This is a genomic window from Algoriphagus oliviformis (assembly GCF_017254915.1).
GTDB lineage: Bacteria > Bacteroidota > Bacteroidia > Cytophagales > Cyclobacteriaceae > Algoriphagus > Algoriphagus oliviformis.
Map to the genome: position 1 here is coordinate 46,680 of NZ_JAFKCT010000007.1, position 22,637 is coordinate 69,316.

A 22,637-nucleotide genomic window follows, 5' to 3' on the forward strand; every position below is an offset into this window, starting at 1 on the left:
TCCATGAAACAAGACAATGTGGCTGGATTCTCTGGGGTTTGGAAGAAAATCAAGACAAAAAGGCCGAAAAATGCGATTGGAACAAAATTTACAGCAGGGGTGGATGAAAACATTTAACCACAAAAAACAATGAAACTCGTGAGATACAATCACCTCGAAAACCAAACTCCAGTCACGTTCAGCTCCATGCTCGACAGGCTGTTCAACGAATCCATGGGTTCTTCCCTGAGGCAGTTTAGCCCGGCGGTGGACATCGCCGAAGACGAGAAGTCCTACGAAATCCAGCTGGCCTTGCCGGGGATGAAAAAGACCGACTTCAAGATCGACCTAGTGGACCGCAAGCTGACGATCTCCGGAGAGCGAAAGCAGGAGGAGAAAAAAGAAGGCAAAAACTTCCACAGCATCGAGACGCAATACGGAGCCTTCAAGCGTTCCTTTTTCCTGCCAGACGACGTGTTGGAGGACAGCGTGGAGGCCAGCTACCAAGACGGATTGCTGAGCCTGGTGCTTCCCAAAAAGGAGAAGAAAACCAACAGGGCCTCCATCGAGGTCAAATAATCGGGAAGTGGGTTCGCCCACTTCTTTTTATTTGGGGATATCCCTGGGAAAACCCCAAAAAGCGGTTAAATCTTGTTAATTTGAAGGGTTGGATTAATCGCGGCGGTATGGAAAAGAGTCTATACTTTGAAAATTTGAATTGACAAAAATCGAAAATCAGAAAAAAATTATGAGCAAAAGACAGTTCTTTCTGGGTATGCTGCTTGCCGCCATCATTGGTGGGGTAGTAGCCTTGGCGGGTGTAGGTTTTCTGATCAAACCACAAAATGCCGGGGGCTTTGACGAAAAACAACAGGCCAGTTTTGTGAACCTCCTTTCTGGGGAGGATTTTACGATTCCCGACGGCATCAATTTCGTGGCTTCGGCGCAGGTGGTCACCCCGGCGGTGGTCCACGTCAAAAGCCAGGTTGCCTATACTTCACGCTCCGAGCGGGATCCCGTTCAGGAGTTTTTTGGATTTCCTGACCCCCGGGAGGGACAGGGTGGCCAGGGCCGTAGCATGCCCGTGAGCTCCGGCTCCGGAGTCATCATCTCCCGTGACGGATACATCGTCACCAACAATCACGTGGTGGACGGAGCGACCAAAATCGACATTTCACTCGAAAACAATAAGCGCTACGAAGCAACTGTGATCGGCACCGACCCGACCACAGACTTGGCTTTGTTGAAAATCGAGGCCAACAACCTTCCCTTTGTGAAGTTTGGGGACTCGGACGAGACCAAGATCGGCGAATGGGTGCTGGCCGTGGGAAACCCCTTTGACCTGAACTCCACCGTCACCGCGGGCATCATTTCCGCCAAAGCGAGGAACATTGGCATCCTGCAGGGAGTGGAAAACAACCTGCAAATCGAATCTTTCCTCCAGACTGATGCCGTGGTCAACCCCGGAAACTCCGGCGGTGCCTTGGTCAATCTGGCCGGCGAGCTGATCGGTATCAATACCGCCATCGCGACCCGTACGGGTACCTTCTCGGGATACTCTTTTGCAGTTCCCAGTACTTTGGTGAAAAAGGTCATGGATGACCTGATGAAGTATGGCGCGGTGCAGCGTGGCTTGCTTGGGGTTCAGATCCAGAATGTGAGCCCAGAATTGGCGGACTACCTCGACAAGACCTTCCCCGTGGAGCAGGGCGTGTATGTAGGTGGGGTCAATGAAAACTCCGCTGGCCAAGAGGCAGGCCTGAAAGAGGGCGACATCATCGTCTCCATCGATGGAAAGATGGTGAACAACGTGGCCAACCTCCAGGAACTCGTGGCGAGAAGAAGGCCTGGTGACAAGATTGAAGTCGAGTACATCCGCGATGGAAAGACGAACAAGGCCTCTGCGACTTTGAAGAACTTCTCCGGTGATACCAATATCGTGAAGCGGGAAGTTCCCAAAACCTTCACCTTTGAAGGGCTTCAGTTTGAAGAAGTCAAAGAGCAGGTGAAGGAGCAACTGGAAATCAGTGGCGGTGCCGTGATCAAGATGAACGGCAACGAGAGATGGAGAAAAGCCGGAGCTAGAAACGGATTCATCATCACTTCGGTGATCTCGGACAGCGGCCGTACCCGCATCAGCAGTGCACAGGAGATGGTCGATTTCCTTGAAAAAACCAAAGGTGAGGAGATTGTCGTCTTGGGGATGTTCCCCGACGGCACGGAGTACTATTTCGAGGTTGACTAAAACCTAGCCCAAGAGCGTAAAATCTTAAAATAGCCGGAGTGATCCGGCTATTTTTTTGCGCGCTTTTTTCTACTTTGACGGCCCTTAAACCTAAAATATCATGATCAAACCATTTTTATCAAGTCTGGCTTTGCTTTTGGCCGCTTGCCAGCTTTCCTTTTCCCAAACCATCACCGACCCTGGCAAAAATCCCGTGACCGGCATCTCCCAAGAGCGGGTCGCCAAGCTGGATGCGATGCTGGAGGATGCCATGCAAAAGGAGCAGGTGCCAGGTATGGTCGCCATGGTGGTGAAAGACGGCAAGATCGTCTACCACTCGGCCAAGGGCTTTGCGGATGTAGAATCCGGCAAGCAGATGGAAAAAAACTCCATTTTTCGCATCGCTTCGCAGACCAAAGCCATCACGTCCACAGCGGTGATGATCCTCTGGGAAGAGGGCAAAATCCGACTCGACGACCCCATCTCCAAGTACATTCCCGAGTTTAAAAACCCGCAGGTACTGGCCAATTTCCGCTATGCGGATACCACCTATACCAGCAAGCCAAGCAGCAAAGAGATCACCATTCGGCATCTGCTTACCCATACGTCTGGGCTTGGCTATGGTGTGATCGATGGGGATGAGCGTATGAAGATGATCTATCACAAGGCTGGAGTCGTGGACCTTTTCACCACCGAAAACGTGACCATAGCAGAAAGCGTAAAGCGCTTGGCCAAGCTTCCGCTCCATCACGAGCCCGGAAGCAAATACACCTACAGTGAAGGGCTGGACGTGCTCGGCTATCTGGTGGAGATCGTCAGCGGAAAGCCCTTTGACGTGTTTTTGAAGGAAAGGATCTTTGATCCGCTGGGGATGAATGACACGCGGTTTTACCTCAGTGAGGCGCAAGCGCCAAGACTGGTGACGGTGCACACGCGCAAGGAAGGCAAATGGGCTTCCTATCCGGTGACTTTCTACGATCCGGCCTATCCCAAAACCGGCGCAAAGGCCTTCTTCTCCGGCGGAGCCGGGCTCTCCAGCACCACGGAGGACTACGCCAAATTTCTCCAAATGTATCTCAATGGAGGGATCTACAACGGCAAGCGCATCCTAAGCCCGACGACCATCCAGACCATCATGTCCAACCAGGTCGGCGATCTCTGGAACAACGACCGCTACTATGGCCTGGCCTTCGGCGTGGTCAACGACAAGGGGGTGGCCATGGGCGGAATGGGCAGCAAAGGCACCTTTGACTGGGGTGGCTACTTCAATACCCAGTACTTCGCCGATCCCCAGACCAAGGTGATCGGGCTGATTTTCAAGCAGACTTCGGGGGCGGGCAACGGGGATGAGACGGGTTGGAAGTTTCGCCAGATGGTCTTTTCGCTAGTCGAATAGGAAAAGGAAAAAGGAGGGGCTTCGGCCCCTTTTTTATTCCAACAGGGTGACTGCTTCGGTGAAATCTGCAAAGGCGGCAACGCAGCCCATCTCCATCAGTTCCCTTTTGCTGTGGGAAGTGGCGATGCCGACGACGGGTAGGCCTGCGGCCAAAGCGGAGCGGATCCCGCCCCCGGAGTCCTCAAAGGCCAGGCAAGCTTCCTTTCGCACCCCCGATTTTTCCAGAGATTTCAGGAATATCTCCGGATCGGGCTTGCCCTTCAGCACCTCATGGCCTCCGGTGATGGTCTGGAAGTAGCCTCGAATGCCCAATCCGTCCAGGGTGAAGTCTATGTTGTTTTGGTCCCCCATCGTTGCCAGATGCATGGAAATACCCCGGTTTTGAAGTTTTTGCAGAAAAAGCCCCAGCCCGCCTACTTCGGTGAGCTCGGCTTGGTAGATCTTTCGATAGGTGATTTCCTTTTCTTCCCCTAGCTCGGCTCTTTTTTCCAGCGACTTTTCATGCGGAAAAAAGCGCGCGATCATTTCGTGGATGGTGCCGTGGTTTTGGGCGTGAAAGTCCTCCGGTCGTAGGTGGATGCCGTAGTTTCCCAAAAAACGCAGCCAAGCCTCCTGGTGAAACGGAATGCTGTCTACCAAGGTGCCGTCCATGTCAAACAGGATCGCTTGGATGTCTTTGAAAAGGTTCATAGGCTAGTTGTTACATTGCTTGATAAGGGTGTACAAAGAGCGAAATAAAAGCCTTTGGATTGTGTTTTTTGGCAAAAAGGAGAAAAATGGAAAGGTAGAGAGGGTGTTTGGTTGGTTCAAGTGCTTGGTTTTCAGTAAATTTTAGAATAGTAAAATGTGAGTATCCGCAATGTTACACGCGACACATTCCAAACAACATTCTTTTGCGGATACTCGTCCACAGTCCACAGACGACGGTCCACGGCTAGTGGAAATACGAGCCTAAGATGATTCTGTTTGGCTACGTGCATGATTGAGGATAGTCATTTAATGAAAAGACAAAAGCAATGAAAAAGCGCGATTTTCTCAAAAAGACCCTCAGCAGCTTTGGCTCCATCGTGGGGCTGCCGGTGCTGGCTGGCGTGGGTTCGTCAGATGGCGCAAGGGAGGGAGCACCGAGCTGTGAGGTGAGTCCCAGCGAAACCCGCGGGCCCTTCCCGATCAAGTCTCCCGCGGAGCTGATGCGTGCCAATATCGTCTCGGATAGACAAGGCGTGGCATTGCTGATCCAGCTTACGGTCCAGCAAAAAGGGTCAGGCTGCAGCCCTCTGGCTGGCGCGCAGGTGGATGTTTGGCACTGCGATGCCGAAGGATCCTATTCCGAATATGGAGGCGGGCGGATGCAGGAAAAGGACTATCGTCAGGTGTCTTTTCTCAGGGGGCGGCAGCGCACCAACGAGCGTGGCGAGGTGTCCTTTATCAGTATTTTCCCGGGTTGGTATCCGGGACGAGCACCGCATATCCACGTGGATGTACTGCGGGATGGGCAGATTCTACTCAGCACGCAGATCGCTTTTCCGGTGGAAAGTACCGCCGCGGTGTACGGCAGTCGTGGCTATCGGGGCAAAGAGGATACGCCAAATGAAAGGGACGGTATTTTTAGAAACAGCCTTGACGGGAACATGGCCGATTCGGTGACCGGCAACGTGGAGGAGGGCTATACGCTTAGTAAAGTGCTGACCATCGCTTGATTTCCAATGCTCGGGCTATAGCCCTCAAATTTCGAATCTCAAATCTCAAATCTCAAATCTCGAATCTCCCTACCTTTTCTTCCCCGCCCAAGCCAAGCCAAAACCGACCAGGAAAATCGTCAGTGTGCCCATCACGATTGCCATGTTGGTGTGGAGCGGGTTTGCGAGCGTCTTCGGCAAGCCGTTTTCGACCAGGATTTTGGTCAGGCTCATCCAGCCGATCACCAGCACGCCGAGAACCACCGCAAAGACGGCTTGGGGATTTTTGGCTTTCGAAAGCAGTCCCAAAAGGAACAGTCCCAAAATACCCCCGCTGAAGATAGAGGAAAGTGCCCACCAGGCATCCAGTGCGCTGGTGACGCCATTGAAAGCCAAGCCGACCAAAATGCTGAGCAGTCCCATGACCATGGCACTTGTCCTTAGCACGAGAAGGGAGGTTTTGTCCGAAGGGTCTTTTTGGATGTATTTGCGAAAGTGGTCGGAGAGGATCACCGTCGCCGAGCTGTTGATGCTCGTGGAGATGGTACTCATCCCGGCTGCGAAGATGGACGCGATCAGCAGGCCCGTAAAACCCACAGGGAGCTGGTTGACGATGAAGTAGGGGAATACCTTGTCTCCGGGCGTGCCCTCAGGGAGGAGTTCCGGCTGGGCTTGGTAGAAAGCGAAGAGCGCCGAACCGATGAAGAAAAACAGGGAGGAAACCGGTACGAACAGCAAGCTGCCCAGCCAGGTGGAGCGCTTGGCTTCCTGTTCGGTCTTTGCCGTGAGGTAGCGCTGTACGTAGCTCTGGTCGATGCCGAAATTTTGCAGGTTGATAAACAGGCCGTAGATCAGGATCATCCAAAAGGTCGAGGTGGTAAAGTCCATCTCGTAGCTTCCGAGGCTAAACTTGTCCGCCTCGTCGGCAATCCGGAAGACCTCTGAAGGTCCGCCCGGAATCCCAAAGAAAATCACCAGGATGCAGGCTAATGCCCCGCCGATCAGGATGATGCCCTGAATGGCATCCGTCCAGATCACTGCCTCGATACCCCCCCACATGGAGTAGACTACCACGGAGATGCCGGTGATGATGATGATCGAGGGGATGCTCATGCCCAGGAGGGAGTTCATCGGCAAAGCCAGCAGGTAGAGGATCGCCCCCATGCGCGCCAACTGCGTGAGCAGGTAGCATATTGAGGCGTAGATCCTGGCCCAGGAGCCAAATCGCTGCTCCAGGTAGTAGTAAGCCGACTCGCTCTTCAGCTTGCGGTAGAGCGGGACGAAGTATTTGACGGCAACCCAGCCAGCCAGCGGGATCGAAAGGCTAAAGACAAAGCCGTTCCAGTTGCTGCTGTAGGCGTTGCCGGGGTAGGCGAGGAAGCTGATGCTGCTGACGAAAGTCGCGAAGATCGACATGCCGATCGCCCAAGCAGGCAGCCTGCCGCCCCCGGTGGTGTAGTCGGAGGAGGATCTTTTTCTGAAAGAGAAGGAAATCCCAAAACCCACAATAGCAACCATGTACAAAAGGAAAATGGTAAGGTCTAAAACAGGCATAAGGGATTTTGGATTTACGATGCTTCGACTACGCTCAGCACAGGTTTATGAAATACGTCCCGATCACTATCGGGATAAGGGGGCGGTGGATGGCATCAGCTGTGCTGGGCAGTAGTCGGGCAGAAGAGCTGCAACTTTACCACATTGAGTCAAACTTTCCAATGTCAAATACCGAAGACAGCGTGTCGACAAGCGGTGGGATCTTACTTTGCAACATTCCAACCTTCCCACTTTCCAACTTTGTCGCTTTCTACCTGCCACTCAAGCGCTCACCTCCAACAGCGCCTGCTCCACACGGTCTTTGACTGTGGCAAAGCGCTCGCGAAGGGCTTCCTGCTCCGGCTCTGCATAAGCATAGAGCGGCAGCGCCAGGGTGCCGTCGCAGAGGTCCTCAAAGGCAAGCGCTGCTTTTAGGCCTTTCAGGTAGCTGGACTTGTAGGTGCCGTTTTGGTAGATGTTTTTGCTCAGAAAGAGAATGGTCTCCTGTAGGTTTTGGACCTTGTCGCTTTCCTGTTTTTGGAAGGCTTCGTAGAGGCTGACGTAGAGTTTTGGGAAAAGATTTCCCCCTCCCGAGACGCCGCCATGCCCGCCCATTTCCAGCGTTTCGGCCAGGATTTCCTCAGGGCCGATGAACAGCCTGAAGTCCGGCTGGTCTTTGAAAGCCTCGCAGAGCGCGGCAAAATTGGCCTTGTCTCCGGTGCTGTCCTTGAGACCGATGATGTTGGGATGGGCGGAGAGCTTCACCGCCGATTCTACTTCGATTTTGACCTTGGTATGGGAAGGCATGTCGTAGAGGAAGAGGGGAAGCTTGACGGCATCGGCGAGTTTTTGGTAGTAGTTGACTACCTCGTCCTGGTCGATGTTGATGTAAAAAGGAGTGGCGGCCACCAGTGCGCTCGCGCCGGACTCAAAGGCAACGGCCGCCAAGTCCAGGCTTTGGACGAAGGAGCTCTCCGTGATCCCTACCAAGACGGGCACCCGTCCTGCCACCTGCTTGCAAGTGAGCCGGATGAGATCGCTCTTCACGTCCATGCTGATGCTGGCCGACTCGCCAGTGGTGCCGATGATGAAAATGCCGTGAACGCCGCCTTCGATGAGGTGCTCGATGAGTTTTTCGGTGTGGCTCACATCCAGCGAAAAGTCGGGATTCAGCGGTGTGATCATCGGGGGGAAAATCCCCTGAAAGGTGTGCGTGAGGCTCATAGGTTGATGCAGGAAAAGCGGTTAGACTTTTAGATGGATGTATTTCACCTTGACCCGGTTGTACGTGTAGCTGATGTGAACGCTGCCGTCCTTGGCCTCGATGATGGCCGGATAGCTGAATTCGCCCTCGCTTTCGTCTTCCAAGACCAAGAGTTCTTCCCATGTAATACCGTCTGCGGAGCCAAATAGACTAATCTTATTTCTTCCTTTTTTTATCGGGTTGCACACCAGCAGGTGGTAGCCATTTTTCAACGTGACTGCGTCGATGCCGGAGTTGTTGTGTACCAATCCTGTGGAAACCATTTTGCTCCAGGTACTTCCGCTGTCCGAAGACCAGGAAGTAGCGATTTCCCCCTGCTGGGTACGGAAGAGCAGCTGAAGTCTTCCGTCGGGGTGAAGGAGGGTCGTTGGCTGGATGGCACCAAAGCCGTTGCCGTCAATTTCTGATTTTTTCCATGTTTTCAGTTCTGGGTCGGTGATTTCGACATGGCTGGTCCAGATTCGGTTGATCTCAAAACTGCTTGGGTGCAGGAGTTTGCCGTCTGGCAGGACGATGGATTTGTTTTTGACCGGGCCCAGAAAGCCCGGTGGCGTTTGGATTGCTTCGGACCAGGTTTTTCCCTCGTCCTCGGAGATTTTGTAGAGCCCCCACCATTCCCTAGGATTTGGTCCTTCTTTGTAAAAAAGGACGATCTTTCCGTCTTCCATTCGATGTAAGACCGGATTCCAAGTCGGGTTTCGGAAGGTCTCGTTTTCCACTCCATCCGCTACCATTTGAGGAGTAGACCAGGTGCCGCCGCTGAGCTTTGAGGTATAAATGCTGACGTCGGGATGGCGTTCGTACGTGCCGCCAAACCAGGATGCCATGATCCCCGAGGGCGTCTCGAGCAGGGTGGAGGCGTGGCATTGGGGAAACGATGCCGATTCGTAGATAAAGCCGGATTTCAGGATTTTCGGTTCGGGTTTGTCTGGGTTTGGGTCGGTGGAGAAAAGCCCGAGCAGGGCAAAAATGCCGATCAATGCATTCATGGGATTTTGGGTTAGAGAGAAGGTAACTTACAAAAATGCCGGACATTTCTCGGGAACCGTCCGGCAGTGACCTGTGGATTTGATGTTGTAAGGTGGTAAAGTTGGAAAGTTGTAAGGTGTTAAAGTGGGAAAGTGGCCTTCGGCAGGCTCGGGAATCCGGTGGGAAATTTGGTAAACCGTCAAGTTTCTTTTGGCCAAGTCCCCCTTTTTCAAAGGGGGCAGGGGGATTTGTTTAAAAAGCACCCTGAGTGACGAGAGTCGCGAATTCGAAGGGTAGTGTTTCAGAATCTCGATTGAATCTAGTCGATCTTCCCTTTTCCCTTTGGCACAAAAGGCTCAAAAGGATAGGTCCTCGGTAGGACTTCCACGCCGGTGGTGACTTTCAGCGGGCTCTCGCCAGCGTAGGTCAGCTCGACAAAATAGCCCCGGAAACCCTCTTCCGGCGTTTTCATCAGCACTTCCAGTTCCCCGTTTTCTGGCAGCTGGATTTCCTCTGCTACCCAGTTGGGACCAAAGACGTCGATGCGGAAGTCCCGGGAAAGGGGATTGAGTGCGGACCAGAGCTTCACGGAAATCGGGCGGTTGGTTGGGTCGGTTTTGACCAAGATTCGGTCGCCTTCGATTTTCCATTCGTATTTCGGACGCGGAGCTTGGTTGAGAATGGAGCCGTAGAAGGCGATCATATTGGGCAGGGCATCGGAGTCGCCCACATCGTGGCCGGAGTTGGGGACGTACATCACATGCTTTTCCCCCGGGAGGCTGTCCCAGTAGAATTTCCAGCTGTCGGGTTGGAAAAACTCGTCGCCCGCGGCGCTGATCAGCAGCTTGGGCATGTCGTATTCCCTGCGGAAAGAGTAGGGCTCGGTGATCTCCATCATCCGCTCAAACTCCGGTGTGCGTACCCACTCCATCACTCCCTCCCGTACGTAGTCTCCCACGGCAGGCGCCCAAAAGCCGTAGTTTCTCCAGTGATGCTCAAAGGACGGCACGAGGTTGAGCAGGTCGATCACGACGGGCACGATGGCCACGACTCGGTCGTCCACGGCCGCGGTAGTCCAGGTCGTCCAGCCTCTTTTTGACGCACCGCCTACGACATAGTTGTTCAGTTCTTTGCCATACTCGATTTGGGCGACCTCGCTTACCGCATCCATGGCCAGCTTGGCGGCCTTGGTCATGGGAAGGCGCGCGAGCCAGATCGCGTCTTCGTCTTTGGCTCCTCCCTCCAGGAATTTCCTCCAGCCATAGGAGATGATCTCGTCCTCGTATCGCTCGCCAAAGGTGTCATTGGCGAAGGTGATGGGCTGGAAGGGGACATTGTGGATCTTGGCGACGATGGAATTGGTCTGTGTAGCGGCGGCCAGAATGAGCGGATCGGGTTCCTCTGGCAGCTTGGAGTTGGTGCTGCCGCCGGAGATCCACAGCATGCCGGTTTGGTGCGGGGTGTTTTTGGGGACGACGGCCGATACCCAGTGCCACCATTCCGTTTGGTCGACGATATCGGGCGTGAGCCAATGCTGGGAGTACATTTTCAATACCACATAGTCGTAGGCTTCGCCGGGGACGCGGTGGACGATCTCGTAGCGGTAGGTGGAGTCCGGTGCGTGGACGTAGTCTTTGAGGAGGGTGGAGGATCTCGTCTCCGCCTCGGCAGTTTTTTCGGCGGGCTTTTGACAGGAAAAAATCAGAGTGGTGCTTAGGGCCACGACCGCCCAGCTCAGGACAAGCCAGTTTCTCTCTTGGTGCATAAAAGGTTGGGTTGCTTTAGGTTTCCTAAAATGTAAGCAGAAAAGACTTTTGCTACAAAACCCCCAACTTAGAAAATAGGACTACTGCCTTATAGGCTCATTCTTCAGTCCCTATGCCAAACGACCGGCTTAAAGACGATCTGCCGGTAATTGTCCCTTTCATAAAGGATGCCGAGGGTGTTTTCGTCGAGCTTTACCAGGTCCGAGTAGGCGGTCCAAGGCAGTTTGGCGGTATCACCGGTGTAGTCTATCGGCAGGGTGAGTTCCCAGCTTTTCCCCCCGTCAAAGCTGATCTTCACCGTCAGTTGGTTTCGCTCGGTTTCGTTGGCATTGTTGGAGTGGGCGAGGATGGTTTGGCCCTCGTGCGTGCCGAGGTCTAGGATGGAGCCTTGGCAAACGGGGTCGGGCAGGCTTTCGTCGAAATAGGCCTCATCCCAGGTCTCTCCTCCATCCGAGGAGAAAGCGAGGATGCGCTGGCGGATGTCGCCCTTTTGGTTGCGGACGCTCATGACCATGCGGCTGTCACTGAGCTCGGCAGCAATGGATTCGTTGGAGCCGGGGATGTCGACCGACTCGGAGACACCGAAGGATTTGCCATGGTCGTCGGTGTAGAAGCCGTGCGCCTGGTATTCGGCAAAGTTTTCCTGCGGATCGCCAGCCGAGTGGTTGGCGGCCACGTAGATCCGGCCCTTGTATTTTCCGGATTTAAACTGGAAAGCGTGCCCGGGGGTATTGGCATAGTGCCTCCAGTCGGCTGGATTGATGTAGGCCGGGTTGAAAGCCGGATTGTTGGGCTTGTGGACTTGGAGGGTGATGTTTTCCGGCTTCTCCCAGGTTTTTCCCAGGTCAAAGGACTTCATCATCCATACCTCCCTCACGCCGCGGTTCATGCGGATGTCGTATTCGTGGTTGTTGCCGGTGTTGTAGAAGAGGTACACCACGCCCTTGGGGTATCGGGGGTCAAAAAGGTCGAGGACCGGAGCGGGATTGCCGGCCTGCAGGGAGTCGTAGTCCAAGAGCGTCTGCAAGGCAGACCAGCTCCGTCCACCGTCCACACTGCGCTTCATCACCAGATTCACGTCGCCATAGTCATCACTTCCGTTCACGCGGCCTTCGGCAAAGGCCAGCAAATCCCCATTTGGCAGGTCAATGATGGCGGGGATGCGGTAGATGGCGTGGCCTTCCTGGTCGGATTGGAAGACGATCTTCTCCTGCGCATGAGCGAGGTGAACGAAAGAAAAAGCGAACGCAAGCGCAAGAACGAGTTGGTTTGGTTTCATGGGTTTACTATTTGGGCGTTAAGCTAGCACTTGGCGGCGAAAAAGGACTGGTTTTTTAAAACTGATCGTGCTGCAGGTATGGGAATACTAAGTTTTTCCCACAGATTTCCACAGAAAAGGACACAGATCGACACAGACTCTCTGTACACTGCGTCTGTGAAAGCCGACGCTGGTGCATTTTTTTTCGCTTTTAAAAAAACCTTAAAAAAAAATGAAATCTCTGGAACCAACTTCGGCTGATCGTGATTGAACGTTCATTCATTTGCCCTCCATGGACCAAATCGCCAACAAAAAAGTACTGATTCTCGAAAGCGCCCTGGAGCTGATCCGGGAAAACGGGTTCCACGGCTGCCCGATCAGCCAAGTGGCCAAGCAGGCCTCCGTGGCGGCAGGCTCCGTGTACACCTACTTCGAAAGCAAGGATGAGATGATCCTGGAGCTCTACCGCTATGTGAAGCTGGTGGTCTTGGAAGAAATCCGTGAAAAAGATGATCCCGAAAAGAACTTTGAGGCCCGTTTTTTTGATTTCTGGAATAACCTGACTTCACTTTATCGGGAAAAGCCAGCCTTCCAGAGTTTTTTGGATCAGTTTACCAGCAGTCCCTACAATACGGACACTGTTCAGCTCGAAGATGACCCCTGGGGAAGATGGACCGAAGCTTTTTTCAGAGCGGGAGTAGAGTCGGGACAACTGAGACCCCTTAATCCCAAAATACTTTCCATCATGGTGATGGGCAGCGCCATCTCGCTGATTCGGTACACGACCTATTTCAAAGCCAAGACAGCCTCTGCCTCCAAAGATCTCCACCTGATTCCCAAAATGGTTTGGGACGGCATCAAATTTCAGTAAAGCATTTTAAACCAACTATATTTTAATGAGACAAAGACGATTTCTACTTTGTGTTTTCTGGCTGCTCTCCGCTTCGGCCCTTCGGGCCCAGGACGAGCCGGAAGACAGTACCCGCTTCACCGTCGAGGAGATGGTGAAGTTTGCCCTGGTAAACAGTCCCCTGGTGCAGGTCTCCGAGCTGGATGCCGAGATAGGCGACCGGCAGATCAAGTCGGCCCTGTCGGCCTGGCTGCCCCAGGTGTCGGCCAATACCCAGTGGAGCAACAACCTGAAGCTGCAGACCCAGCCCATCGGTGACCAGCTGATCACCTTTGGGCAGCCCTACTCCGGCAATCTCAACTTCACCGTGGACCAGACGATCTTCAACCGGGACGTGTTCCTGGCCTCCAAGGGCTCGGGCCTGGTGCGGGATCAGCTGAGCCAAACCATGGAAACCCAGAAAATCGACGCGGTGATCACGGTGGCGCGGGCCTTCTATGACCTGCTGCTCAGCCAGGAGCAGATCAAGGTTTTTGACGAAAACATCGTCCGCCAGGAAAAGCAGTACAAGGACGCCCACGCCAGATACGAGGCGGGACTGGTGGACAAGACCGACTTCCAAAGGGCAAGCATCAGCCTGGCGAATATCCAGAGCCAGCGTAATCGCCTGGTCACTTCCCTGGAGGCAAAATATGCCTACCTGAAGCAGGTGAGCGGCTATCCGCTGGATAGGGAGCTGACGATCCACTACGAGTATGGGGAGATGGCCCAAAGGGCCGAGCTGGATGTGGCGCCCGACTTTGTCATGGAAAACCGGGTGGACTATCAGCTTGCCAGGACACGGTACTCGATCGCGGAGCTGGAGACCAGCTATTCCAAATGGGCCTACATCCCGACGGTGAGAGGGTTTTACAATTACAACTTCCTGTTTTTCAACCAGAACTTCTCGGGTTTGCTGGATGAGTCCTTTCCGACCTCGGCTGTGGGCCTGAGTGCTTCCATTCCGATTTTCCAGGGAGGCAAGCGCTCCGATGAGGTGAGACTGGCCAAGCTGAGACAGGAAAAGTCCAGGGTGTCGCTGACGGACTTTGAGAAGCAGCTCAACACGGAGTACGAGTCCGCTCTGGCTGACTACAACGCCAACTACTTCGCTTGGCAGACCCTTCAGGACAACCTCGACCTGGCCGAAGAAGTGTACAACACCATCAAGCTCCAGTATGACGAAGGGGTCAAAGCCTACGTCGATCTGGTGGTGGCCGAGTCCGAGCTCCGTACCGCCCAGATCAATAACTACAATGCCCTCTACAGTGTGCTGTCCAGCAAGCTGGACCTCCAGCGCGCGATGGGGCTCATCAATCCTACATCCATCGAATCTTCATTCTGATTTCAGCTGACCATTGAAAATAAAACACTCCCAGATGAAAAAGTATTTTAATCCAAGCACCCTATTCTTTGCAGCCCTTGCCGCGGTACTCTATGGCTGCGGAAACGCCGCCCAAACCCCACCGCCTCCGCCCCCTGTGGCCGTGTCGGTGTACAAGGTGGCGACCAAACCGGTGACCGGCCTGGACAGCTATCCGGCCACGGTCGTCGCGCTCAATGAGATCGAGCTCCGTCCCCAGGTCAGCGGCTACATCACCCACATCTTTGTACAGGATGGACAGCAGGTGAAAAAGGGCCAAAAGCTCTACCAAATCGACCAGACCAAATACGTGGCGGCTCGCAACCAAGCCGCTGCCTCCCTGGCTTCCGCCAAGGCCCAGCTGGCCAGAGTCCAGAAGGACGTGGACCGCTACGAGCGCCTGGACCAAAACGAGGCCATCGCCAAGCAAACCCTGGACAATGCCAAGGCTGAGCTGCTGGCTGCCCAAGCCCAAGTGCAGGCAGCGGAGGCGCAAGTGGCCGCTGCGGAGACCGACCTCGGCTACTCCCAGATCACCGCGCCTTTTGACGGGAAGATCGGTATTTCCCAAGTGAGACTGGGTACCCAGGTTTCACCTGGCCAGCCTCTGCTCAACACCCTGTCCTCCATGGATCCGGTACAGGTGGATTTTGTGATCAACGAAAAGGAAATCCCCCGCTACTACAGGCTGGTAAATGCCCCTGATGCCCCGGATTCGCTCTTTACGCTCAAGCTGAGCGACGACAGCCTCTATCCGCATCCCGGGAAGTTGGCCACGGTGGACCGAGCGGTGGGCCGCCAGACCGGCACGGTCAACGTCCGCGTGGAATTTCCCAATGACGAGGGAATGCTCATTCCGGGCATGACCGGAGTCCTGCGCGTGATCAATGCCGACCACGGTGACCAGCTGGTGATTCCCTACAAGGCCGTGACTGAGCAGATGGGCGAGTACTTTGTGTACGTCCTCGGCGAGGATGACACCGTGACGCAGCAGACGCTGAAGCTGGGGACTGTCTTTGGTGCAGAGGTGGCTGTGAGGGAAGGGCTCCAGGCCGGGCAGACCATCGTGGTGGATGGCATCCAAAAGCTCCGCCAAGGCTCGAAAGTGCAAGTGCAGTAAGCCAATTTTTTCCATCAAGAATACGAAGCAATGATATCAGAAATATTCATAAAACGCCCCGTGATGGCGATGGTGATCTCTATCGTCATCGTACTGGTGGGCGTGCTGGCAGCGCTAAATCTGCCGGTGACCCAATACCCCAACATCACCCCTCCGGTGGTGTCCGTGTCGGCGATCTACTCCGGTGCCGACGCCCAGACCGTGGAGCAGACCGTAGCCACGCCTATCGAGACCCAGGTCAACGGTACCCCGGGCATGGCCTACATCAGCTCCAACAATACCAGCACGGGACAAATGCAGATGAACGTGACCTTCGAAGTGGGCACCGACATCGACATCGCGACGCTGGATGTGCAAAACCGCGTCAGCATCGCCGAGCCGGTGGTGCCGGAGGCGGTGAGAAGGCTGGGGCTGACCGTGAGAAAGCGGAACCCAAGCATCATGATGGTGATCAGCATCTACTCGCCCAAGGGTACGCATGATCCAAAGTTCCTCTCCAACTATACTAACATCTTCATCAAGGATGCTTTGGCCCGGGTGCCCGGAGTGGGAGACATCAATGCCATCGGGCAGGACTTTTCCATGCGGGTCTGGCTGCGGCCGGACAAGATGGCCCAATACGGCATCTCCACTGCCCAGGTGAATGCCGCCATCCAGGAGCAAAACCTCCAGGTCGCGGCTGGTACGGTCGGCGGTATGCCGCAGTTTACCTCCCAGGCTTTCGAATACGCCATCACGGTCAACGGCCGCTTGGTGGAGCAGGAGGAGTTTGAAAACATCATCGTCCGCACCAATCCCCTGGACGGCTCCATCGTGTACCTCAAGGATATCGCACGCGTGGAGTTGGGGCAGTTTGACTATGGCAGGTACTCCACGGTCAATGGCCAGGATGCCGCCATTCTCCTCGTGTATCAGGCTCCGGGCAGCAACGCGCTGGAAACTGCCGAGGGCGTGTACAAGGCCCTGGATGAGCTGAAGACTTCTTTCCCGGCGGACATGGACTACGTGGTGCCCTTTGAGTCGGTCTCCGTGGTGGAGGTGTCCATCAACGAGGTGATCAAGACCTTTGGGGAGGCGCTGCTGCTGGTGATCGTCGTGGTGTTCCTTTTCCTGCAAAGCTGGAGGGCTACCCTCGTGCCTATCTTGGCGATTCCCGTGTCCATCATCGGTACCTTTATCTTCTTTGTGCCGCTCGGCTTTACCATCAATACCCTGACCATGTTCGGTTTTGTACTGGCGATCGGGATCGTGGTGGATGATGCCATCGTGGTGGTGGAAGCGGCTCAGCATTACATCGACCGATTCAAGCTTTCTGCGAAAGAAGCCACCCGCAGGGCGATGAAAGACATCACCGCTCCGGTGATCGCCATTGCGCTGATCCTTGCCGCGGTGTTTATTCCGGTAGGTTTTATCCCCGGTATCGTGGGTAGAATGTACCAGCAGTTTGCGATCACCATCGCGATCTCGGTGTTGATTTCGGCTTTTGTCGCCTTGACTTTGACCCCGGCGCTGTGTAGCCTTTTGCTCCGTCCTTCCGAGGTTACTCCTGAGGGAAAGGGCCTCAACAAGTTTTTCTACAAGTTCAACACCTGGTTTGAGCGGGTGACCGCTTCCTATTCCAACGGGGTAAGATCCTGGATCAAAAAAGCGCCTCTGGTACTCGTGATCTTGGTCTGCATCTTTGCGGGCACGTTTGGGCTCTTCCAGACCAAGCCTACCGGCTTCCTGCCCACAGAGGATGAAGGGCGTCTCTTTGTCTCTGTGGAGCTGCCCGAGGGGGCTTCCAGCTCCAGAACCCGCGAAGTGATGACCGAAATGGTGAAGCTGATCCGCAGCACCGAGGGCATCAACAACGTGACCGGTATCGGTGGACTGAACGCGATCAACTTCTCCTTCAAGCCCAACTCGGCGACTTTCTTTGTCCAGATGCACCCTTGGGAGGAGCGGAAGGATCCTTCCCTACAGCTCTTCGGCATCATCGGGGCGCTCAACCAGAAGTTTGCCGTCATCAAGGGTGCCAACATCGTCGTGGTGCCGCCGCCAGCCATTCCGGGCCTGGGACAGACCGGAGGCTTTAGCTTCATGCTGGAGCAGCGGGCTGGAGGTGATGTGAAGGAGCTGGAGTCGGTGCTGGGGCAATTCCTCCAAGCGGCCAATGCCCGTCCGGAGATCGCCATGGCCTATAGCTTCTTTACTGCCAAGACTCCGGGCTACCACGTGGAAGTGGATCGAGAGAAAGTCAAAAAGCTTGGCGTGTCCATGACCGACGTCTTTGCCACCATGTCCAGCATGATGGGCTCGACCTATGTCAACGACTTCACCAAGTACGGGCGAAACTTCCGCGTGGTGACGCAGGCAGACACGACCTTCCGTGCCGGGATCGACGACCTGCAGAAATACTACGTGCTCAACCGGCAGGGTGAATCCGTGCCGCTCAGCGCCCTGGTAAACTACTCCGTGGTCGAAAACTCCCCAGTAATCTCCCACTACAACCTCTTCCGCTCCGCGGAGATCAACGGCAACGCCGCGCCGGGATTCAGCTCCGGCCAGGCGATCGAGGCCCTGGAGGAAGTGGCGGCTCAGGTCTTGCCAGCGGGCTACAGCTACGACTTCTCCGGCCTGAGCCGGGAGGAGATGTCCGCAGGCAGCAGCACGATCCTGATTTTCTCTTTGGCGATCATCCTGGTGTCGCTCCTGCTGGCTGCCCTGTATGAGAGCTGGTCTGTGCCCTTCTCCGTTTTGCTGGCCTTGCCTTTGGGAGCCTTTGGGGCGATCTTGGCGCTGACCTTCCTGCCTAAGCTGGACAACAACGTCTATGCACAGATCGGTCTGATCACGCTGATCGGTTTGGCGGCGAAAAACGCCATCCTGATCGTGGAGTTTGCCAAGGAGCGGGTGGACAAAGGCATGCCGCTGGTGAAGGCGACCCTGGATGCGGTGAAACTGCGTCTGCGTCCCATCATCATGACTTCCTTGGCCTTTATCCTCGGCGTGGTGCCCCTGGCGCTCTCCAATGGGGCCGGTGCCGTCGCCAGACAGACCATCGGCTGGACGGTGATCGGTGGGATGCTCTCGGCGACCTTCTTGGCGATCTTCTTCGTGCCCGTGCTCTATGTGGTGATCACCAAGATCGCCTATGGCAAAAAGGAACTCCAACGCCTGGAAGACAATGCTGATTTAAGCGGATTTGAAGACCATCATTAAACGGAATCAAGGCCCAAATAGAAAAGCTACCCTGGAGGGTAGCTTTTTTTATGGTTTTTTGGCGGATAGCAACCGCCATTTTAGAGGTGATGGTATTCTAAATAGAATTATTTGGCCAAATAATTTTCTGCAAATTGAAGCAATTCAGAATCCGAAATTTTTTCTCCCGCCCTCCCTCGATATTCATAAAAGTTATCCGGTCTCTTTTCAAAGTCATACCAGTTGAGATGAAAGCATTTCGTTAAACTAGCAAGTCTTAGAATCGAGAATCTTAAGTCCATATATGCCGATTTTACAAATAAATATTCAATTCCAGAAATGAAAAAACTATCTGAGGCTCTGTTTCTTAGTTGTTCATACAAGTCGCTCGTCTTGGCATTGTCAAAAATCTTTTCAAGAATTTCAAGTGTTTGAATCGTTAATTTAATGTATTCTGGTAAGACGTATTTTTCTTCCACAACGTCAAATCTTGAGAACTCTCCTTGTGCGATGTAGTTAAATACTCTATTGATTTTTCGCATTAAACTGTCCTTCGATGAAATTACCGTACAGAATCCTATTATGTAGGTTGCGGTTTGGCGGTCGATCTTTGATCGAGATAACGTGTCAAGATGTCCTAGATCAGGCAATTTTACGATGTCAGTTATTGCGCTTATTGTTCCGGTTTCCTCTTTCTTCTCAAGAAGAGCTTTGAATATCTCAGAGATCTCTCTTTTAATGTATGTCCTGAAAATTCCGGACTTACGGGTTGATTCAAGGAACAAACCATTTTGATTTGTTTGAAGAACTGCGATAATGTCTGAAAATTTGTCAAATGTATACCTCCACCTTCCAATCTTTTTATTTTCAAATAGAGAATTCTCAACAAGTTCTTTTATCAACTCTATTTGCAATTCGTTTATCTGAGTCGTGTCATTACGAAGATAGTTGTCCCAAGCCTGTTGTCTAACAAAAGCAATTAGATTTAACGATTTACCTTTCCTAACTAGGCTTATGTAATGTCTAAATTCCTCAAATGTAACTGTTGTGTTTTTTTTATCAATTTGAAATATTGTTCCCGGTTTATTTCCAACTAACAGTAAATAATAATCTGATTTTTCGATCTGCTCCTTGCAATTGTCGAGTGAATCTCTTCCGCAATCTGCACCAAAATCAGCTTCCTCTGACATGAGGACACGAAACCCACTCTTGCCTAAAAAATACCTCAATGCTCCCCTAAGATCATAGAATTCAGATATAATCGAGCTTATAAATATTGTTGGTTGGGGGTTCATAAAATATCTGCTTAAATCATTATTCCGAAGCCGGATTCCTTTACATCTTTTGGGGACAAGTTGGTCTTCCCGGTAGCTTACTCCAAATTAAGAAATCCGAGACTACCTCAGGCAGTGGAACTAAAAAGATTGTAAAATTTTGCAGTTGCTCAATCTCGCGTCTTCACTCGCCTCAAAAAATGGTTTGCAAGCCTCATGTGGCGTATGTTCCCTCAGTTCCTCGCTATTCTTTTCGCTTGTGGATCAGCTTGGTGTTTTCTTTTCTCGGATGCCCGATTCCAGTCCAGGTGCTTAGGTCCTTGTCGAAGGTGACGCTCCACTCACTGTCATCGTCATCCACGTCACTGTCGATGTATAGGATGGACGCTTCATTGTCGGCCGTCCAGCGACCGGTGTTCCTGCCAAAAGGCTGTCCGTCACTCACAAAGGTTCCGTCGGATTTGAACTCAATCCATCTGTCCTGCGCGGGATTGTGCTTTTCGGTGACGTCGTTTTCGTATTCGTAGACCTTTTCCATGGTCCAGGTTCCGATGATTTTCTGATCGAGCTGGTCGGATTGCCCACAGGACAATAAGAATAGTAGAAGGATGATTTTCAGGTGTTTAGTCATTGTCGATGTGTTTAATCCCATAGTGCATCGCCCCGTCCAGAATGTCGAGTTTGATGTCTTTGAGCGTTTTGAATCTGATACTGTAGCCGGTGACGCTCGCTTTTGCCGCCCAAGCGAGTGTCTCCACTCGCTTATCCAAGTGGGGAAGTCGTGAGTGAGGACACTCACGGGACAGCTCCTTTCCCGCTTTGCTCGATCCCAAAGCATATCGCTTTGTCCAGAATGTCGAATTTGATGTCTTTGAGCGTTTGGAATTTGATGCAGTAGCCCGCAGAAACCAACGTTTGGCTCTTGGGAAAATGTGAAGAATATGGGTATGTAGAGCTTGCATCTCCCCATGTTTGGGTTCCGCTAGGTTATCGAGGAAGGTTTGGATTTTTTCTTCGGTATCCATTTTATTGCCTAGAAGGGTGAGATATCCTCAGGTACCAGAGTCTCCAACTACTCCAGCGAAGAAGGTCGCGATGTCAGGCTTATTTGCTGCTAATTGCTGTCTCGATGGTCAAACAACAGCTGGTTTATTGGTGTTTCAAGTCCCATTATGCAGCCGGAACAATTGATGATAGCACTGTTACGATTGCGCAGGTGTTCGATGATAGCAGTCAATCGTTCAGGAATTGGGGAACCAGTTTCTTCAATTCTACTAAGTCCGGCGACGGCATAGGCTTGTAATTCGAAGTTGGGAGAAGTAAGCCACTTCCTTAGTTTCTTAATGTTGTTTGATTTTGCCCAGTCCTGCATTTTGACCGATTCAATTGGATAGTCGCTGCCGGTTTCTCCGCATCCGAGGGAGAAATAATGCTCTTCCATCAACTCATCGATGAATTCAACCACCTTGTAATTGGTTGAATAAAAGGTGTTATGACTATTGACGAGATTCTCTAGCTCCCTCTCAATGACCGAAAATCTATATATTTCTTCGGTATTTCCTCTCCAATGTAGTTGTTCGATTTTTCCGAATACAATACTGTCGTTTCTCGAGATTATTGAGAGTTTAAAATTTGTTGAATAAGCGCCATTTATAAAGTCAAATTCCCAAACCGTGTTCTCGTATCCAAAATCCATACTTCTGGTAAGTGGACTATAGTCCATGCGGGAATAGAACTTGCTTCTGACCTGTCTGATTTCTCCTAAAGTTTTTGAGCTTGTCAACTCGAGTAACATTTTGTCCCAAGGTTCCCCGCTGGCTGCAATTGAAATCAAAAAGGTCAATATGATAAGACTATATTTCATGAGGTTTTTGCGTACTTCAAATTAAGCAATCCGGAGGTTTTGGCAAGAGGAAAAACTGGTTTGAACGGATTTTTGTCCTGCTGAAGCAAGTTTTCACAATTGCTTTCCCAAAGGCAGTTCTCTGTGAGGCGGCTTAATCGCGAAGGGGATTTGGGAATGACGTGAGCTTTACCTCAAATACTTTCCCGCTTTGCTCGATCCCAAAGCATATCGCTTCGTCCAGGACGTCGAGTTTGATGTCTTTGAGCGTTTTGAGTTTGATGCAGTTTTCTGACAAGACGCTCTGCCTACTAGGGTGTTTTTAGCGTCTTAAAATTCGTAGATCAGGAGATTTAATTCTTCAATTTTTCTGAATTCTTTGTCACCTGTCAGTAAGGGGGCTTTTGAAGTATAAGCAGATGCAGCTATTATAGAATCAGGTAGTTTGATTCTATATTTCTTCCTGAAGTCTATAGTCAATTCTTTGATTTCTTGATCTAAGTCCAGAACTATGCACTCATTTAAGAGATTCCTAATTTGTTCTTTATTTTCATCGGTCAAAAGTGGAAAAGATAAAAGTTCGATTTCTGTAATTACCGACAGTACTAGCTCTTTGTCTGAAATCAAATCCACTACTTCGGGATTGCCTTTTAAAAAAATAGGAGGATGTTTATGTCTACAAATAGCCTATTCCCACTCATTTCTGATCTGTTTTTGATATTCTAAGGGATGAATATCCGTTTTTAAAATTCCTGCGTATCTTCTTAAATCCTTTTTGCCAGCTTTAGCAACTGCTTCGTCGATCAGCTTTTTTGCCTCTTTTTTTGGAGTTCCTTTTTTGATTACTGTCGTCATATCCTTAAGTATCTCTAACAATATTACACTTTTCAACGCTTT

Annotated in this window: 20 protein-coding genes; 8 read left to right on the top strand and 12 right to left on the bottom strand. The window is 52.2% G+C overall.

What is annotated here, in order from left to right:
• The first annotated feature begins 129 nt into the window (after positions 1-129).
• The 3 genes from J0A68_RS15710 (at position 130) to J0A68_RS15720 (ending at position 3,599) form a co-directional block, all read left to right on the top strand.
• Positions 130-558, top strand: a complete 429-nt coding sequence (locus tag J0A68_RS15710) for an Hsp20/alpha crystallin family protein (protein ID WP_206579181.1) — start codon at positions 130-132, stop codon at positions 556-558.
• Positions 559-727: 169 nt separating this feature from the next.
• Positions 728-2,224, top strand: a complete 1,497-nt coding sequence (locus J0A68_RS15715; RefSeq protein ID WP_206579182.1) for a S1C family serine protease — start codon at positions 728-730, stop codon at positions 2,222-2,224.
• Positions 2,225-2,324: 100 nt separating this feature from the next.
• A complete protein-coding gene (locus J0A68_RS15720) occupies positions 2,325-3,599 on the top strand; it encodes a serine hydrolase domain-containing protein (protein WP_206579183.1) in 1,275 nt (424 codons plus the stop codon).
• Between the two features lie 33 nt (positions 3,600-3,632).
• Here the strand turns inward: J0A68_RS15720 and J0A68_RS15725 are convergent, their stop codons facing one another.
• Entirely contained in the window at positions 3,633-4,289 is a 657-nt protein-coding gene (locus tag J0A68_RS15725; RefSeq protein ID WP_206579184.1) for an HAD family hydrolase, read from the bottom strand.
• Positions 4,290-4,615: 326 nt separating this feature from the next.
• Here J0A68_RS15725 and J0A68_RS15730 point away from each other — a divergent pair, with 326 nt between their 5' ends.
• Positions 4,616-5,299: a dioxygenase family protein gene (locus J0A68_RS15730; RefSeq protein WP_206579185.1), complete on the top strand. Its 684-nt coding sequence runs from the start codon at positions 4,616-4,618 to the stop codon at positions 5,297-5,299.
• 69 nt (positions 5,300-5,368) lie between these two features.
• On the opposite strand, the gene J0A68_RS15735 is transcribed toward J0A68_RS15730, so the two are convergent.
• The 5 genes from J0A68_RS15735 to J0A68_RS15755 form a co-directional block, all read right to left on the bottom strand.
• Positions 5,369-6,796: a sodium:solute symporter family protein gene (locus J0A68_RS15735; RefSeq protein WP_236025622.1), complete on the bottom strand. Its 1,428-nt coding sequence runs from the start codon at positions 6,794-6,796 to the stop codon at positions 5,369-5,371.
• Positions 6,797-7,093: 297 nt separating this feature from the next.
• A complete protein-coding gene (locus J0A68_RS15740) occupies positions 7,094-8,035 on the bottom strand; it encodes a dihydrodipicolinate synthase family protein (protein WP_206579187.1) in 942 nt (313 codons plus the stop codon).
• 21 nt (positions 8,036-8,056) lie between these two features.
• Positions 8,057-9,064, bottom strand: coding sequence for a sialidase family protein (locus tag J0A68_RS15745; RefSeq protein WP_206579188.1), 1,008 nt, complete (start codon positions 9,062-9,064; stop codon positions 8,057-8,059).
• Positions 9,065-9,363: 299 nt separating this feature from the next.
• Positions 9,364-10,809, bottom strand: coding sequence for a PhoPQ-activated pathogenicity-related family protein (locus J0A68_RS15750; protein WP_206579189.1), 1,446 nt, complete (start codon positions 10,807-10,809; stop codon positions 9,364-9,366).
• 104 nt (positions 10,810-10,913) lie between these two features.
• Positions 10,914-12,089, bottom strand: coding sequence for a sialidase family protein (locus J0A68_RS15755; protein ID WP_206579190.1), 1,176 nt, complete (start codon positions 12,087-12,089; stop codon positions 10,914-10,916).
• Between the two features lie 271 nt (positions 12,090-12,360).
• On the opposite strand from J0A68_RS15755, the gene J0A68_RS15760 reads away from it, so the two are divergent.
• From J0A68_RS15760 to J0A68_RS15775, 4 genes are read left to right on the top strand one after another with little or no spacing between them, the layout of a single operon-like run.
• Complete coding sequence (locus J0A68_RS15760) at positions 12,361-12,939, top strand: TetR/AcrR family transcriptional regulator (protein WP_206579191.1); 579 nt, start codon at positions 12,361-12,363, stop codon at positions 12,937-12,939.
• 25 nt (positions 12,940-12,964) lie between these two features.
• Positions 12,965-14,302, top strand: coding sequence for a TolC family protein (locus J0A68_RS15765; protein WP_206579192.1), 1,338 nt, complete (start codon positions 12,965-12,967; stop codon positions 14,300-14,302).
• A gap of 34 nt (positions 14,303-14,336) precedes the next feature.
• Positions 14,337-15,440 (top strand): efflux RND transporter periplasmic adaptor subunit, encoded by a 1,104-nt coding sequence (locus tag J0A68_RS15770; protein ID WP_206579193.1) that lies wholly within the window; start codon positions 14,337-14,339, stop codon positions 15,438-15,440.
• A 30-nt stretch (positions 15,441-15,470) separates the two neighbouring features.
• Positions 15,471-18,644: an efflux RND transporter permease subunit gene (locus J0A68_RS15775; RefSeq protein WP_206579194.1), complete on the top strand. Its 3,174-nt coding sequence runs from the start codon at positions 15,471-15,473 to the stop codon at positions 18,642-18,644.
• A 107-nt stretch (positions 18,645-18,751) separates the two neighbouring features.
• Here the strand turns inward: J0A68_RS15775 and J0A68_RS15780 are convergent, their stop codons facing one another.
• The 6 genes from J0A68_RS15780 to J0A68_RS15805 all read right to left on the bottom strand — a co-directional run bounded on the left by J0A68_RS15780 (position 18,752) and on the right by J0A68_RS15805 (position 22,595).
• Positions 18,752-19,918, bottom strand: coding sequence for a DUF4062 domain-containing protein (locus tag J0A68_RS15780; protein WP_206579195.1), 1,167 nt, complete (start codon positions 19,916-19,918; stop codon positions 18,752-18,754).
• 223 nt (positions 19,919-20,141) lie between these two features.
• A complete protein-coding gene (locus J0A68_RS15785) occupies positions 20,142-20,528 on the bottom strand; it encodes a hypothetical protein (RefSeq protein WP_206579196.1) in 387 nt (128 codons plus the stop codon).
• Positions 20,521-20,667: a hypothetical protein gene (locus J0A68_RS15790; RefSeq protein WP_206579197.1), complete on the bottom strand. Its 147-nt coding sequence runs from the start codon at positions 20,665-20,667 to the stop codon at positions 20,521-20,523. The genes J0A68_RS15785 and J0A68_RS15790 overlap by 8 nt, the downstream gene beginning before the upstream one ends.
• Positions 20,668-21,011: 344 nt before the next feature.
• On the bottom strand, positions 21,012-21,761 hold the full coding sequence (locus J0A68_RS15795; RefSeq protein WP_206579198.1) for a hypothetical protein: 750 nt from the start codon (positions 21,759-21,761) through the stop codon (positions 21,012-21,014).
• A 309-nt stretch (positions 21,762-22,070) separates the two neighbouring features.
• Positions 22,071-22,373 (bottom strand): type II toxin-antitoxin system VapC family toxin, encoded by a 303-nt coding sequence (locus J0A68_RS15800; RefSeq protein WP_317195124.1) that lies wholly within the window; start codon positions 22,371-22,373, stop codon positions 22,071-22,073.
• 54 nt (positions 22,374-22,427) lie between these two features.
• Positions 22,428-22,595 carry a hypothetical protein gene (locus tag J0A68_RS15805; protein ID WP_206579199.1) on the bottom strand — a complete coding sequence of 56 codons (168 nt, stop codon included), beginning with the start codon at positions 22,593-22,595 and terminating at the stop codon, positions 22,428-22,430.
• Between the last annotated feature and the right edge of the window lie 42 nt (positions 22,596-22,637).